We start from the raw sequence: 15,603 nt of genomic DNA on the forward strand, positions 1-15,603 counted from the left end.
GTTGCCACTCATAGATAATAATTTAAAATTTTAAAAAAATGCCAAAAGTTAAGACAAATTCCGGTGCGAAGAAAAGATTTACTTTCACCGGTACTGGTAAGATTAAAAGACATCATGCTTACCACAGTCACATTCTGACTAAGAAAACAAAGAAGCAGAAGAGAAATCTTGTTCACCAGACACTGGTTGACCAAACTAACATGAAGCAGGTTCGTGACTTGCTCTGCCTCCGTTAATTTAACTTAGTAGAATATTTAAAGAAGAAAACTATGCCAAGATCAGTAAATCACGTTGCTTCAAAAGCAAAGAGAAATAGAATTCTAAAGCTCACTAAAGGTTATTATGGAGCTAGAAAGAATGTTTGGACGGTAGCTAAAAATACCTGGGAAAAGGGTCTTACTTACGCTTACCGCGATCGTAGAAACAAGAAGCGCAATTTCCGCGCATTGTGGATTCAGCGTATTAACGCTGCCGCTCGTCTTGAGAATATGAGCTACTCTACACTTATGGGTGCTCTTCATAAGGCTGGTATTGAAATTAACCGTAAGGTCCTTGCTGACCTAGCTGTTAACAATCCAGAGGCTTTCAAGGCTATTGTTGATAAGGTTAAGTAAATTATCTTATTACATATTAAAAGTCGCATTAGTTTGTTCTAATGCGACTTTTTTGTTGGTTATAGTTTCATGCTAAGACTTATTCTGTTTCTTTTTCTGTCAACTTCAATCACCTTAACCTTTACTTGTTGATGGAGCTTCACAATTTCATTTGGGTCTTTAATATATCTGTCTGCCATTTGGGAGATATGAACCAATCCGTCCTGATGAACGCCAATATCAACAAAAGCCCCGAAATTTGTGATGTTGGTTATTATTCCAGGAAGTTCCATACCAATTATTAAATCTTCAACTGATTTTACGTCTTTGGCAAATTCGAAAGTCTCAATTTGATCTCTTGGATCCAATCCTGGTTTTTCCAATTCTTTCAGTATGTCCTGTAGTGTAGGTAGTCCAATACTGTCGGTGATATAATTTGATAGCTTTATGCTTTTTAAAATCTCCTTATTATTTATAAGTTCTTTTACCTTACAGTTGTTATCTTTTGCCATTTTCTCAACAACTTTGTAACTCTCAGGATGCACAGCACTATTGTCTAAGGGATTCTTTGCATCAGGTATGCGAAGAAATCCTGCGCATTGTTCAAAGGCATTTGTACCAAGGCGGGCAACTTTTTTAAGTTGATTTCTGCTTTCAAAAGCTCCATTCTCTTTTCTGTAATCAACAATATTTTGTGCAATGGTAGGACCGAGTCCACTCACGTATGTAAGCAAATGTTTACTTGCGGTATTAAGATTTACGCCAACTGTATTTACACAACTTTCTATAACCGTATCAAGGGTTTTCTTTAGTTTCGTTTGATTTACATCATGCTGATATTGTCCAACTCCAATACTTTTAGGGTCTAGTTTCACAAGTTCAGCTAATGGATCCATAAGTCTTCTTCCAATAGAAACAGCTCCACGTACAGTTAGGTCATATTCAGGAAACTCCTCTCTAGCGATTTTTGATGCCGAATATATAGAAGCACCATCTTCACTAACAACATAAGTTGGTATGTTTTCAATTTTTCTAAGTATGTCTGAAGTTTCTCGGCTTGCTGTTCCGTTACCTACAGCAATAGCTTCGATGTTATAGTCTTTTACGATATTGTTGAACTTACTTAAAGCGTTGCTACTTGCTTTGTCACCAACCGCAAATACTACGTCGTGAAAAATTAGTTCTCCTTGGGCGTCAAGACATACAACTTTGCATCCGGTTCTTATACCTGGATCAACTCCCATAACTCGTTTTTGACCTAAAGGTGCAGCTAATAGTAATTGTCTCAGATTTTCAGCGAAAACTTTTATTGCCTCATCATCAGCTAGTTCCTTACTTAGATTTGCGAACTCAGTTTCAATAGATGGTTTTATTAATCTTTTGAAAGAGTCATTGATAGCTTCGTCAAGAAGTTGCTGACATTTGCCATATCCATGAATGTAATGTCTCTTTATATTATCTATACACTCATCTTCGTCTGTATTAATGCTGATGCGTAAGATTCCTTCGTTTTCACCTCTTCTCATAGCTAATAATCTATGACTACTGCAACGCTTTAAAGGCTCTTGAAAATCGAAGTAGTCAGAAAATTTCTGTGCTTGTTCATCATCGCTCTTATTCTTTATTACTTTAGATATAATCATCGCATCTCGTTTAAAAGACTTTCTTACAGATTGTCTTGCTTGTTCATCTTCACTTATAGTTTCTGCAATAATATCTTTAGCTCCTTCTAATGCTTCTTCTACACTTTTTATATTGTTCTTTACAAATCTTTCTGCTACTTTTTGTGGGTTTTGTTCACGTTGCATCATTATTATTACAGAAAGTGGTTCAAGTCCATTTTCTCTTGCAATTTGTGCTCTAGTTCTTCTTTTTGGCTTATATGGTAAGTATATGTCTTCCAGCTCATTAGCATTCCAACATTCATCTATCTTTTTTGATAGTTCTGATGTTAGCTTACCTTGCTCTTCAATAGTTTTGACTACAGTTTCTTTTCTTTTGATAAGCTCTTTCAGTTTATCATACATTACACTTATGTCTGTAATTTGTACTTCATCCAAAGATCCTGTACGTTCTTTTCTGTATCTTGAAATGAAAGGGATTGTACATCCTTCATCGAGCAACATTATAGTATTTGAAACTCCTATAATAGGGATATTCAAATTCTTTGATATTATATCATTTACGTTAGTCATATTACTTTTTAGTTTATACTTGGTATGCAAAGATAATACTTTTATTAAATTTATAGAATTAATTTTGTAATATTATTGATAATGTCTACCTTTGTAAACAATAATAAAATAGTAAAATTGAAATGATTTCAGTAGAAGGTTTAAAGGTTGAGTTTGGCGTGAAGCCATTGTTCACGGATGTTAGTTTTGTTGTGAATGATCGTGATCGCATAGCACTAGTAGGTAAAAATGGTGCGGGAAAGTCAACCATGCTTAAGATATTGTGTGGTTTACAGAAACCTACAGCTGGTAATATAGCTATCCCCAATGATTCTACTATAGGATATCTCCCACAGGTAATGAAACTTCAGGATGATACAACAGTTAAAGAGGAGACAAGAAAGGCTTTTGCAAATAACACCAAACTGAAGCTGCGTCTTGAAAAAATGCAGCAAGAAATGACTGATCGTACAGATTATGAAAGCGATTCTTATGCAGATTTGGTTGATAAATTCAGTCAGGAACATGAACGTTATACGATGCTTGGTGGTGAAAGTTACGAGGCAGAGATAGAAAAGACTCTTCTCGGACTTGGTTTTTCTCGCGAGGATTTTGATCGTCCAACAAAAGAATTCTCTGGAGGTTGGCGTATGCGTATAGAATTAGCTAAGATATTACTTCAGAAACCAGATGTTCTCCTTTTGGATGAACCTACTAACCATTTGGATATAGAGAGTATTCAATGGCTAGAACAATTTCTTACGCAGAGTTCAAGTGCAGTTCTCTTGGTTAGTCATGATAGAGCTTTTATAAACAACGTTACTAATCGCACGTTGGAATTAACATGTAGACACGTAGAGGATTATAGAGTTAAGTATAATCAGTATCTTGTGTTACGTGCTGAACGTCGTGAACAGCAGCTACGTGCTTATGAAAACCAGCAAAGAGAAATGGCTGACATAAAGGCTTTTGTAGATAGATTCAGATATCAAGCATCCAAAGCTGTACAGGTACAACAGAGAATAAGACAACTCGAAAAAATTGTACCAATAGAGGTTGATGATGTTGATAATAGCAGAATGCATCTAAAGTTCCCTCCTTGCCTCAGAAGTGGAGACTATCCCGTAATATGTGAGGAGTTAAGGAAGGATTATGACGATCATACTATATTCTCGGATGTGAATCTCACAATAAAGCGCGGCGAGAAAGTAGCCTTTGTAGGAAAAAATGGTGAAGGAAAGTCTACTCTCGTAAAATGTATCATGAATCAAATTTCATATACAGGAAAACTGAAAGTTGGACATAACGTGCAAATTGGATATTTCGCTCAGAATCAGGCACAATTACTTGATGAGAGCCTTAGCATATATGATACAATAGACGAAGTTGCTACAGGTGATATGCGTCTTAGAATTAATGATTTGTTAGGTGCATTCATGTTTGGTGGTGAAATTTCTGATAAAAAGGTAAAGGTCTTAAGTGGTGGAGAGCGTAGTCGCTTGGCTATGATAAAACTATTATTGGAACCTGTAAATCTTCTTATCCTTGATGAACCTACAAACCATTTGGATTTGCCATCAAAAGATGTCTTGAAAGAAGCTATAAAAGCTTTTGACGGAACAGCTATTATCGTAAGTCATGACCGTGAATTCCTCGATGGACTTGTTGATAAAGTTTATGAGTTTGGTGGAGGTAAAGTCATAGAGCATCTTGGCGGAATCTATGATTACCTTCATGCACATAATGCAGAAACAATACATGAGGCTATAACTAATGCCACCGTTCAATTTGATGCTTCTAGCAAAACAGTTGAATCTCCTGCTAGCAAAATGTCTTATGCAGAACATAAAGAGCAGCAGAAAAAGCTAAAGAAGGCTGAAAAGAAAGTCAAAGACTGCGAGACAAAAATTGCAACGATGGAGAAGAGGATAAAAGAACTTGATACTTTATTGATGAATCCTAAGAATTCTACGAATATGAAACTTGTAACAGAATACAAGTCAATAAAGGATTCTTTAGAGAAGGAAAATGAAGAATGGTTCATTTTATCTGATGCTTTAAGTGAATTACAGAAATAGTAATATTATAAACATAAACTATTTAGATGATGAAAATGAAAAGTTTATTTCCGATTATGATGTTTGCTGCAGCACCTATGGTTGGTGTAGCACAGAATAATTCGGGACTTGTGGAGAAAAACTTCGACAAGTCTGTTCGTCCTCAGGACAATTTCTACCAGTTTGCTACTGGTGGTTGGCAGAAAAACAATCCGCTGCCAGCTGCATATAGCCGTTTTGGTAGTTTTGATCAGTTGCAGGAAGACAACAACAAGCGTATTAACAGCATTCTTAGCGATCTTCAGAAAAAGACGTTCAAGAAGGGATCAATTGAGCAGAAGCTATCTGATTTCTACAAGCAGTCTCTTAATGTAGATGTACGTAACAAAGCTGGAATCGCTCCTGTAAAATCAATGCTTGATGAAATCGAATCAGCAAAGACTGTTAATGATTTGCGCGCTATGCAAATCAAATATGCTGAACAGGGCTATGGTATCCAGTTTGGTTCGTATTTCAGTGCAGATGAGAAAGATGTAAAAAACAACATATTGTCTATTTCTCAGAGTGGTCTTACTTTAGGACAGAAAGATTATTACGTAAATAATGATTCTGCTACAGTTGCTATTCGCGAGGCTTATAAAAAGCACATTGCACGTCTCTTTAAGCTATATGGCTTTGACGAGGCTGCTGCTCAGGCAAAGAGTGCTGATATCTTCCGTCAGGAGACATTGGTTGCTCTTATTTCTAAGAGCATGACAGAACTTCGTGATCCTCAGGCTAATTACAATAAGATGACTCTTACTGAGTTTAAATCTGATTATCCTAATATTCCTTTGGAACAACTTGCTAATGCTGAGGGTGTAAAGAGTGAATATATTCAGTCAATGGTTGTTGGTCAGCCTGCATTTATGACAGGTCTTGACAAGTTGATATCTTTGCAGACAGCCGACGAGATCAAAGCTCTTATGGAGTGGGATGTTATTCAGAACAGTGCTAGCTACCTTTCTGATGAAATCCGTGAAGCAAACTTCGATTTCTTTGGTAAGGCAATGAGTGGCCGTAAAGAGGATTATCCTCTTTGGAAGCGTGCTACGAATCAGGTAGAAGCACAGATGGGCGAGGCTCTCGGTCGTATGTATTCAAAGCGTTTCTTCCCAGAGTCTTCTAAGAAGATGATGACTGAGCTCGTAAAGAATCTTCAGCTAAGTCTTGGAGAGCGTATTGACGCTCAGACATGGATGAGCGATACAACTAAAGCAAATGCACATAATAAGTTAGACAAATTCTATGTTAAGATAGGTTATCCTAACAAGTGGACTGATTATAGCAAACTTACAATAGATCCATCTAAGAGTTACTACGAGAATATAATGGCATGTCGCAAGTTTGCTCATGATAAGCACATTGCTGACAAAGCGGGTAAGCCTGTTGATAAGGATGAGTGGCTTATGACACCTCAGACTGTTAATGCTTATTACAACCCTACAACAAACGAGATTTGTTTCCCTGCAGGTATTCTTCAGTATCCTTTCTTTGACCCTAAGGCTGATGCTGCATTCAATTATGGTGCTATCGGTGTTGTCATTGGACATGAGATGACTCACGGATTTGATGATCAAGGTCGTCAATATGATTCTGATGGTAATATGAAAGATTGGTGGACTGCCAATGATGCAAAGGGCTTTGATAGTCGTGCTAAGATGTATGCTGACTATTTTGATGGAATAGAGGTTCTTCCTGGACTCCATTCTAATGGTAAATTTACATTGGGCGAGAACCTTGCAGACCACGGAGGTTTGATGGTTGCTTACAATGCATTAATGAAGGCTACTGCAAATAAGGCTTTGAAAGATAAGGATGGTTTCACTCCTGCTCAGCGTTTCTTCCTAGCTTATGCTGGTGTTTGGGGACAGAATATCACAGAAAAAGAAATTCGTAATCGTGTGAAGCGTGATCCTCATTCTCTTGGTGAGTGGCGTGTAAACGGTGCACTTCCTCATGTTGCAACTTTCTATAAGGCATGGAACATAAAGAAGGGTGATAAGATGTATTTGCCAGAAAGTGAGCGTTTGCAACTTTGGTAAAAAGCTATTTTTAATAATTATAATTGGTGCTGGAAACATGTTTCCAGCACCTTTTTTTTGTACAAAGATAAGTTACCTTTTAAAGATAAGAGAGAATGGATTCTTTTTTGTATTGTATTCAATTTGCGTTATCTTTAAATAAGATAAGCTGCATCTCAACAATAAAAAAGAAAGATTTCTTTTTGTATTGTATTCAATTTGCGTTATCTTTAGATAAGATAAGCTGCATCTCAACAATAAAAAAGAAAGGATTCTTTTTGTATTGTATTCAATTTGCGTTATCTTTGCATATAATTTTATAAGTGAAAGGATAAACTATGCCGTTAAGATTGCCGGATAAATTGCCGGCTATTGAAATTCTGAAGAAAGAAAATATATTTGTAATGGACGAAACCCGTGCTCACAGCCAGGAAATTCGCCCGTTGAGAATCGTTGTCTTAAATCTTATGCCATTGAAGATAACGACAGAGACTGACTTGGTACGTTTGCTCTCAAATACACCATTACAGGTTGAGATATATTTTATGAAACTGAAAAGTCATACTCCCAAGAACACACCTATTGAGCATATGATGATGTTTTATAAGGATTTTGACGAACTCAGCAAGCAGAAGTTTGACGGGATGATAATCACAGGTGCTCCGATAGAGACAATGGATTATGAAGATGTTCAATATTGGCCCGAGATAACAAATATTTTTGATTGGGCACGTACTCATGTCACCAGTACAATGTATCTTTGTTGGGGTGCAATGGCTGCACTTTATCATTTCTACGACATACCAAAATATTCATTATCAAAGAAAATGTTTGGAATCTTTGGACAATATCCTTTAGAACAGACATTGCCAATATTCCGTGGTTTTGACGACTTATTCAATATGCCACAGAGTCGTCATACAGAAGTTCATCGTGACGATATAGAGAAGGTTGATGATTTGAAGATAATAGCCGAATCTCCTGATAGTGGAGTGAGTATGGTTATGGCACGTGGTGGCAGAGAATTCTTCATTACTGGTCATCTTGAATACGCCCCTGATACTCTTGATAAAGAATATAAGCGAGATCTTGGCACACGAGATGATGTAGAATTACCTTTTAATTATTACAGAGATAACAATCCTGACAATGATCCTCTTGTAACTTGGCGTGCGCATGCTAACCTTTTGTATAGCAATTGGATTAACTATTATGTATATCAGGAGACTCCATATAATATTGATGAGATTCGTTAATAAGTAACTGTAAATTAAGAAATTAGATATAATGCGTTCACTTGAATTATTAGCTCCGGCAAAGAATGTGGAATGTGGAATGGCTGCAATCAGTCATGGCGCTGATGCAGTGTATATAGGAGCATCACGTTTTAGTGCACGTGCTGCTGCAGGAAATTCTGTTGAAGATATTAAAACTTTGTGTGACTATGCTCATCAGTTTGGTGCAAAGGTGTATGTAACTGTCAATACGATTATATATGATAACGAAATTGACGACACACGTAAGCTTCTTTTACAGTTAAACGAAATCGGAGTTGATGCTTTGCTTGTTCAGGATATGGGTGTTCTGAAACTTGTTGAAGAACTGAAAGAAAAGGATGGTCTTAGCATAGAACTTCATGCTTCCACACAAACAGATAATCGCAGTTCGGATAAAGTTGAATATCTTCGTGAACTTGGCTTCAAGCGTGCAGTACTCGCACGTGAATTGTCTGCTGAAGAAATCGCCGCAATACATCAGAATGTTCCAAACATTGAATTGGAAGTATTTGTTCATGGTGCCCTTTGTGTTAGTTATTCAGGTGTATGTTATGCTTCTCAATATTGTTTTAATCGTAGTGCCAATAGGGGAGAGTGTGCCCAATTCTGTCGCATGAAATTTGATCTCGTAGATTCTGAAGACCATGAGATAGAACATCAGCGTCACTTGTTGTCATTGCGTGATATGTGCCAGATTGATAATTTGGAACTGCTTGCTGAAAGTGGAGCTTGTTCTTTCAAAATCGAAGGTAGACTCAAAGATGTTGATTATGTTAAGAATGTTGTGGCTGCTTATAGTTCACAGCTTGACAAAATTGTCAAGAAGCATCCTAGAGATTATCGTCGCGCTTCTTTCGGAAATGTTGAATATACATTTGAACCTAATCTCAAAAAGACTTTTAATAGAGGTTTTACTACCTATTTCCTTAATGGTCGTCAACCTGATATTGCTAGTTTCGATACTCCAAAGGCTATGGGCGAGTACGTAGGCAAGGTGAAAGAAATAAGTTCTAATTCATTTAATGTTGCTGGCACAGCTATGTTTGCAAATGGTGATGGATTGTGCTTTATCAATGGCGAACACGAATTAGAAGGCTTCCGTGTTAATAAAGCTGTTGGCAATAGATTGTTCCCATTCAAGATGCCAGAGCATTTAAAATCGGGAACAGTTCTTTATCGTAACAATGATGTTGCTTTTAATAAGGTGTTGGCTGGTGATACTGCTGAGCGAAAGATAGCTATTAAAATGTTTTTTGAAGCCATTGATGGAGGTTTCTCATTAAGGATATTTAATGATGAATTAAACTTCTCAGCTACATCAACGATCGTGTTTGAACATCAGACAGCCAATAAGCCACAACATGATAATATTGTAAGACAACTTGGTAAATTGGGAAATACAGTTTATTATTGTTCAGATATAATTATTGCTGAAGGTGCTGATCAGTATTTCATCCCATCAAGTCTGTTGTCTGATTTGCGTCGTGATGTAATCGAAAAACTTGCAGCGGTAGGACTAACCGCAACAAATGTTGAACATAGCTTTTTACCTGAAAGCTCTATTCAAGAAAATACATTCCCAAAAGAATATGGTAAACATCCATACCTATATAATATATCAAATGAACTTGCACGTGATTTTTATGAGAATAAGGGATTGATTAAATATCAGCCAGCTTATGAGCTTTCACCGGTAAAGCAACCTCTCATCATGCAGTGCAGGCATTGTCTACGTTATACTTTTGGATATTGTGTGAAACGTGGTGGACAAAAGCCTCAATGGAGCGAACCTTTATATCTTCGCCTATACGATGGTAGAAAGTTCAGATTGGAATTTAATTGTGTTGAATGTCAGATGAATGTCTATGCTGAATAATAAGATTAACAATAATAATTTTTGGTTGGTGAGCTTGCTGGTCACAGTTCTCCTACTGTTTTCTTCTTGTTATCATCACAAGCCTGTAACGCATGGTGCTATGGTAACATATAGTGCGAAACAGAAAGACTCATTGTCTTTTGAAAGTAATCATTACTATACCAAGAATTATAATTTTATTGTTAAGTCTGATTCTCTGGCTCTAATAAGGCAGCAGCCTGAGGAAGTTTCTGCATATCTACCTACAGACACTATATATCTGCACAAGCACGATCATCTAGTTGTTGCTGATATAAGAATTATACCTACAGATTCAATTGATTCTGTATGGGTACAGGTAGCACGTGATCAGTCTACATTCGGTTGGCAGCGTGAATCAATACTACTGCCAAAAGTGGTTCCCGACGATCCCATCTCACAATTCATTTCAACATTCTCAGATGCCCATTTGTTGATATTCCTTGTTGTATTGGCATTGATATCATTCAGTTATATGATTCGTACTATTATGCGTAAAAATGCCAAAATAGTACATTTCCGTGATATAGATTCGTTTTATCCAACTCTCTTGGCTATCATCGTTGCATGTTCTGCTACTTTTTATGCCAGTATTCAGAATTTTGTTCCTGATGTTTGGCGTCATTTTTATTTTCACCCTACATTGAATCCATATTCAGTAGCTCCATTGTTGTCTATATTCTTGGTTTCTGTATGGGCTATTCTTATTGTTGCAATAGCAGCAGTTGACGATGCACTTCATAAACTACCATTCTCAGAAGCTGTGCTTTATCTTGGTGGCTTGGCTGGGGTATGTGCTGTAAATTATATATTGTTTAGCATCACAACTTTATATTATATAGGATATATATTCTTGGTAGCTTATGTATTTTTTGCATTATATAGATTCATTTCAACTAATCGTACAACGTATATATGTGGAAATTGCGGGGCATCTATGCGTCATAAAGGCCATTGTCCTGTTTGTGGTGCCGAAAATTCATAATAAATAAGGATTTCATAATATTAATTAAATCGTTACCTTTGCATCCGTAAATTATTATTACGGAATATGAATAAGCATATATCTCTGGCAATTTTATTTGCCGCGACTTCTTTTGGTAGTGCAATGGCAGGAACATTGCGCAATCCTTTTGCCAACATCAGTCTTCTTGACTCTTCACGTGTCCATGACTTGGATGAGGTTGTTGTCATTAGTCAGCCTAAAGAATTTCAAAGACTTCGTCAGCAATCTTTAAGCAGTAGTGTGTTTTCAAGTAAGGAAATATATAGTTTAGGCGTTCGCGACATTCGCGAGTTGTCTGTATTTGTTCCTTCTTTTGCTATGCCTAATTACGGTTCGCGCATCACTTCTTCTATGTATATGCGTGGTATCGGCAGTAGAGTAAATAGTCCTGCAGTAGGATTCTATCTTGACGGGATGCCACTTATAAGCAAGAGTGCGTTTAATTTCCATACCTATCAGCTTGATCGTGTTGATGTATTGCGTGGTCCACAGGGAACACTTTATGGACAGAATACCGAAGGTGGTTTGGTAAGACTTTATACAAAGAATCCTCTTAATTATCAGGGTACAGATGTCAATCTGGGTATTGGTTCACGCTTTTATCGCAATGTTGAGTTTGCTAATTATTCAAAGTTCAGCGATAAGTTTGGTATGTCTTTGGCTGGTTTCTATAATGGACAAAATGGATTTTTCCGTAATACTTATTCTGGTGAACATGCAGATAAGTATGATGAAGCAGGTGGTCGTTTAAGATTAGTTGCTGAGCCAACCGACAGAATAAGTCTTAACTTCCTTGCTGATTATCAATATGTAAATCAGAATGGTTTTCCTTATGGAATGCTAGATGCTAAAACAGGTTCTACGGCAATGCCAAATACCAATAGACAGTCTGGTTATCGTCGTAATATGTTGAATACTGCATTTACCGTTGGTTTCAAAGCTAATTATTTTGATTTCACAAGTACTACAAGTTATCAGTATCTTCGTGATAACATGCTTATGGATCAAGACTACCTTCCTCAGGATTATATGCACTTGGAGCAGCATCAACTGCAAAATGCAATTACTCAGGAGTTTGCACTTAAAGGCAATCATGCTGTAGGAGGTTTCTGGCATTGGACTTTTGGAACATATTTCTCTTCACAATGGTTGAAAACAGATTCTCCAGTATATTTTGATGACGACATGAACAAAATGTTGTCTAATAGCATCACTGCCTATGCTTACAATGGTATGCTTCAGTCTATGGCTAAGCGCATGGGGGAGCAGGCTGCCGCTGCGCTTATTCAGCGTATGGGTGGGTGTAACATAAATATGGCAATGTCAACAGTTCCAGGAATGTTCCACACACCGACAACAAATTTGGCTTTTTATCATGAGTCTGCTTTTGATATAACAAAACGTCTTACTGCCACATTGGGTTTACGCTATGACTATTCTCATGTTGCTATCGACTATGCTACAAGCGCATCAGTAAAGCTATCAGAGGATGTAATGGGACAGCATGTAGACGCACTTGTTTCTACATATCTTAATAATAAGAATCATAATGATTTCGACCAGTTATTGCCAAAGTTTGGTTTAAACTATCGCTTTAGTGATGATGGCAGCAACGTTTATGCTACTGTTAGCAAGGGATATCGTGCTGGTGGTTTCAATATGCAGATGTTTTCAGACGTGCTTCAAACAGAACTTTCAGCAAGTGCTCAGTCTGCACATGGAAACATGGTATTACAGCATGATGCTCAATATTATGATAATATATCAAAGACAATATCATATAAGCCAGAGACCAGTTGGAACTACGAGATTGGAACTCATATGAACTTATTCAATAATTCTATCCACTTTGATTTTTCTGCCTATTACATGCAGATTAATAATCAACAACTTTCTGTTATGGCTGGAAATTACGGATTTGGTCGTATGATGACTAATGCTGGCAAGAGTTATAGCTGCGGTATTGAGGCATGCCTTCGTGGTAATGCGTTCAATGATCACATGACTTGGGGTGTAAGCTATGGTTTGACACATGCTGCTTTCAAGGATTATATTGATGGTGAGGGCGCTAAGGCGGTTGATTATTCAGGAAAGTATGTTCCTTTTGTACCAATGCATACTATTGGTGCTTACACAGATTATCGTTTTGATATGTCATGTGGTATGCTCAAGAGTATCACTTTGGGTGCTAATGTCAATGCTCAGGGCAAAACATATTGGGATGAAGCAAATACTTATTCTCAAAACTTGTATGCAGTGCTAGGTGCTCATGCAGATGCAGACTTTGGTAAAGTTCTCGTTAGTTTCTGGGGACGTAATCTGACCGATACAAAATATAATACCTTCGCAGTTCAGACAGCTGCTACAGGAGTAAATTATACTTTCGCCCAATTGGGAAATCCTTTCCAATGTGGTGTTGATGTAAGATTGCATTTTTAAAATATTATAACTGTTAGAGTAAACCGCCCAATAGGTAATTCTATTGGACGGTTTTTTGTTTTCTTTGCCTTATACTTTCTTTACAAGAAATACATCTGTTTTTTTTTGCCGTTCTGTTTTTTATCTAAGTGTATTATCATGCACTATTGTTAATATTGTTAATTCTAGGTTAATGATAGCTTTTTATAGCATAAAGGCATCAGCTATCTAAAAAAAATACTTTAAGTTTGTAGTCATTAATACAACCTGAATAAATAATACAATAGACTGATCCAATGAAAAAATATGGAATTATATTATTACTATTATTGAGTAATCTATACCTTTCAGCCCAAACGAGAATGATTGTTATGTCAGATATTGGTGGTTCCGACCCTGATGATACACAATCGTAGTATTCTCCGAGTCGTTGATGATGGTGTTCCTATGTTGACATCTTATAAGCGAATCCTCTTGAAAGTTTTGCCACTTTGATGCCATGAAAAGTAACCGAGAATAAAAAAACAAAATATTTTATGGTTTTGTGTGGGGGAATTTGATTTCTATTCGTTTTATATATAGACATGATATAACTATTGAAATTTTAATAACATGAATAAAAGATATTTATTAGGCTTTGATGTAGGCAGTAGTTCAGTAAAAGCATCTCTTGTAGATGTTGAAACTGGTGACATATCTGCGACAGCCTTTTACCCTGAAAAAGAAGCACCTATTATAGCTGTAAAAGCAGGATGGGCTGAACAGAATCCGCAAATGTGGTGGGACAACGCTAAATTATCCCTTCAAAAGATAATGGTACAGACCAATGCTAAAGGCGAGGATATTCTTGCTATTGGTATTTCTTATCAGATGCATGGTCTTGTATGTGTTGATAAAAATAAAGAAGTGTTGCGCCCAAGTATTATTTGGTGTGACTCTCGCGCTGTTCCTTATGGCGAGCGTGCATTTAAAGAACTTGGTTCTGAAAAGTGTCTTGGTCATCTGCTTAACTCTCCAGGTAATTTCACCGCTGCTAAGTTAGCATGGGTTAAAGAAAACGAACCTGAATTGTTTGCTAAGATAGACAAAATGATGTTGCCAGGTGATTATATTGCCATGAAGTTGTGTGGTGATATTCGTACAACAATAAGCGGTTTGTCTGAAGGAATGATGTGGGACTTTAAGGCTAAGAAGCCAGCAAAGTTCTTGCTTGATTATTTTGGCTTTGATGAAAGTATGCTTGCTGACATCGTACCAACATTCTCTGTTCAGGGTGAAGTTTCACTTGAAGCGGCTAAAGAATTAGGACTCAAAGAAGGCACACCTATCAGCTATCGTGCTGGTGACCAGCCAAACAATGCTGTCAGCCTTAATGTGTTTAACCCTGGTGAAATAGCAAGTACAGCCGGAACATCTGGTGTTGTATATGGTGTACTAGGTGATGTAAATTATGATCCAAAGAGTCGTGTAAATACATTTGCACATGCCAACTATACAACAGAACTTGACCGTCTTGGTGTATTACTTTGTATCAATGGTACTGGTATCTTAAATGCATGGGTACATAGAAATGTCACTCCAAACTATAGCTATAACGAAATGAATGATCTTGCATTGTCTGTGCCTATTGGCAGTGAAGGTGTTAAGATTATACCATTTGGAAATGGTGCAGAGAGAGTACTTGAAAACAAGGAAGTTGGCTGCTCTGTTCAAGGATTGAGTTTCAATAAGCATAATCAGGCACATCTCGTTCGTGCAGCACAAGAAGGTATCGTATTCAGTTTCTGTTATGGTATGGAAGTTATGCAGCATATGGGAATGAATATTAATGACATTCATGCAGGCAAGGCAAACATGTTCCTTAGCCCAATGTTCAGAGACACGCTAGCTGGTGTTAGTGGTGCAACAATTGAATTATATGATACAGACGGCAGTGTTGGTGCAGCTAAGGGTGCAGGTATTGGCGCAGGTATTTATAAAGATAATGTAGAAGCATTCTCAACATTGAAGAAATTGGATGTAATAGAACCTGACGAAACAAAACGTGATGCATATCTCAGTGCTTATGCTGAATGGAAAGAAGCTTTAGTAGCGTCTATTAACAAATAAACCTAAGATAAA

At 37.1% G+C, this 15,603-nt stretch carries 10 protein-coding genes; 9 read left to right on the top strand and 1 reads right to left on the bottom strand.

Annotated features, from left to right (window positions below; genetic code table 11):
• Positions 1–38 precede the first annotated feature (38 nt).
• Both rpmI and rplT read left to right on the top strand, forming a co-directional pair.
• Positions 39–236, top strand: coding sequence for a 50S ribosomal protein L35 (rpmI, locus tag HEQ28_RS02330; protein ID WP_296960808.1), 198 nt, complete (start codon positions 39–41; stop codon positions 234–236).
• 33 nt (positions 237–269) lie between these two features.
• Positions 270–614, top strand: coding sequence for a 50S ribosomal protein L20 (gene rplT / locus HEQ28_RS02335; RefSeq protein ID WP_018464712.1), 345 nt, complete (start codon positions 270–272; stop codon positions 612–614).
• 59 nt (positions 615–673) lie between these two features.
• Here rplT and HEQ28_RS02340 read toward each other — a convergent pair whose 3' ends face one another.
• Positions 674–2,788, bottom strand: a complete 2,115-nt coding sequence (locus HEQ28_RS02340) for a Tex family protein (protein WP_434503583.1) — start codon at positions 2,786–2,788, stop codon at positions 674–676.
• 122 nt (positions 2,789–2,910) lie between these two features.
• Here HEQ28_RS02340 and HEQ28_RS02345 point away from each other — a divergent pair, with 122 nt between their 5' ends.
• The 7 genes from HEQ28_RS02345 to HEQ28_RS02375 all read left to right on the top strand — a co-directional run bounded on the left by HEQ28_RS02345 (position 2,911) and on the right by HEQ28_RS02375 (position 15,591).
• A complete protein-coding gene (locus HEQ28_RS02345; protein WP_434503584.1) occupies positions 2,911–4,845 on the top strand; it encodes an ABC-F family ATP-binding cassette domain-containing protein in 1,935 nt (644 codons plus the stop codon).
• A 29-nt stretch (positions 4,846–4,874) separates the two neighbouring features.
• Positions 4,875–6,908, top strand: a complete 2,034-nt coding sequence (locus tag HEQ28_RS02350; RefSeq protein ID WP_434504409.1) for a M13 family metallopeptidase — start codon at positions 4,875–4,877, stop codon at positions 6,906–6,908.
• Positions 6,909–7,225: 317 nt separating this feature from the next.
• Positions 7,226–8,143: a homoserine O-acetyltransferase MetA gene (metA, locus tag HEQ28_RS02355; protein WP_434503585.1), complete on the top strand. Its 918-nt coding sequence runs from the start codon at positions 7,226–7,228 to the stop codon at positions 8,141–8,143.
• Positions 8,144–8,174: 31 nt separating this feature from the next.
• Positions 8,175–10,040, top strand: coding sequence for a peptidase U32 family protein (locus HEQ28_RS02360; protein ID WP_434503586.1), 1,866 nt, complete (start codon positions 8,175–8,177; stop codon positions 10,038–10,040).
• Positions 10,024–11,043, top strand: a complete 1,020-nt coding sequence (locus HEQ28_RS02365; protein WP_434503587.1) for a zinc ribbon domain-containing protein — start codon at positions 10,024–10,026, stop codon at positions 11,041–11,043. The genes HEQ28_RS02360 and HEQ28_RS02365 overlap by 17 nt, the downstream gene beginning before the upstream one ends.
• A gap of 123 nt (positions 11,044–11,166) precedes the next feature.
• Positions 11,167–13,503 carry a TonB-dependent receptor gene (locus tag HEQ28_RS02370; RefSeq protein ID WP_434504410.1) on the top strand — a complete coding sequence of 779 codons (2,337 nt, stop codon included), beginning with the start codon at positions 11,167–11,169 and terminating at the stop codon, positions 13,501–13,503.
• Between the two features lie 591 nt (positions 13,504–14,094).
• Positions 14,095–15,591, top strand: coding sequence for a xylulokinase (locus HEQ28_RS02375; RefSeq protein WP_434503588.1), 1,497 nt, complete (start codon positions 14,095–14,097; stop codon positions 15,589–15,591).
• The last annotated feature ends 12 nt before the right edge of the window (positions 15,592–15,603 follow it).

The organism is Prevotella sp., assembly GCF_051059605.1.
In the GTDB taxonomy this organism is placed as follows: Bacteria; Bacteroidota; Bacteroidia; order Bacteroidales; family Bacteroidaceae; genus Prevotella.

Coding starts and splice junctions, on each gene's coding strand:
- HEQ28_RS02370 (WP_434504410.1), top strand. CDS start 11,167: ATGGCAGGAACATTGCGCAATCCTTTTGCCAACATCAGTCTTCTTGAC.
- HEQ28_RS02350 (WP_434504409.1), top strand. CDS start 4,875: ATGAAAATGAAAAGTTTATTTCCGATTATGATGTTTGCTGCAGCACCT.
- HEQ28_RS02345 (WP_434503584.1), top strand. CDS start 2,911: ATGATTTCAGTAGAAGGTTTAAAGGTTGAGTTTGGCGTGAAGCCATTG.
- metA (WP_434503585.1), top strand. CDS start 7,226: ATGCCGTTAAGATTGCCGGATAAATTGCCGGCTATTGAAATTCTGAAG.
- HEQ28_RS02375 (WP_434503588.1), top strand. CDS start 14,095: ATGAATAAAAGATATTTATTAGGCTTTGATGTAGGCAGTAGTTCAGTA.
- HEQ28_RS02360 (WP_434503586.1), top strand. CDS start 8,175: ATGCGTTCACTTGAATTATTAGCTCCGGCAAAGAATGTGGAATGTGGA.
- HEQ28_RS02365 (WP_434503587.1), top strand. CDS start 10,024: ATGTCTATGCTGAATAATAAGATTAACAATAATAATTTTTGGTTGGTG.
- rplT (WP_018464712.1), top strand. CDS start 270: ATGCCAAGATCAGTAAATCACGTTGCTTCAAAAGCAAAGAGAAATAGA.
- HEQ28_RS02340 (WP_434503583.1), bottom strand. CDS start 2,788: ATGACTAACGTAAATGATATAATATCAAAGAATTTGAATATCCCTATT.
- rpmI (WP_296960808.1), top strand. CDS start 39: ATGCCAAAAGTTAAGACAAATTCCGGTGCGAAGAAAAGATTTACTTTC.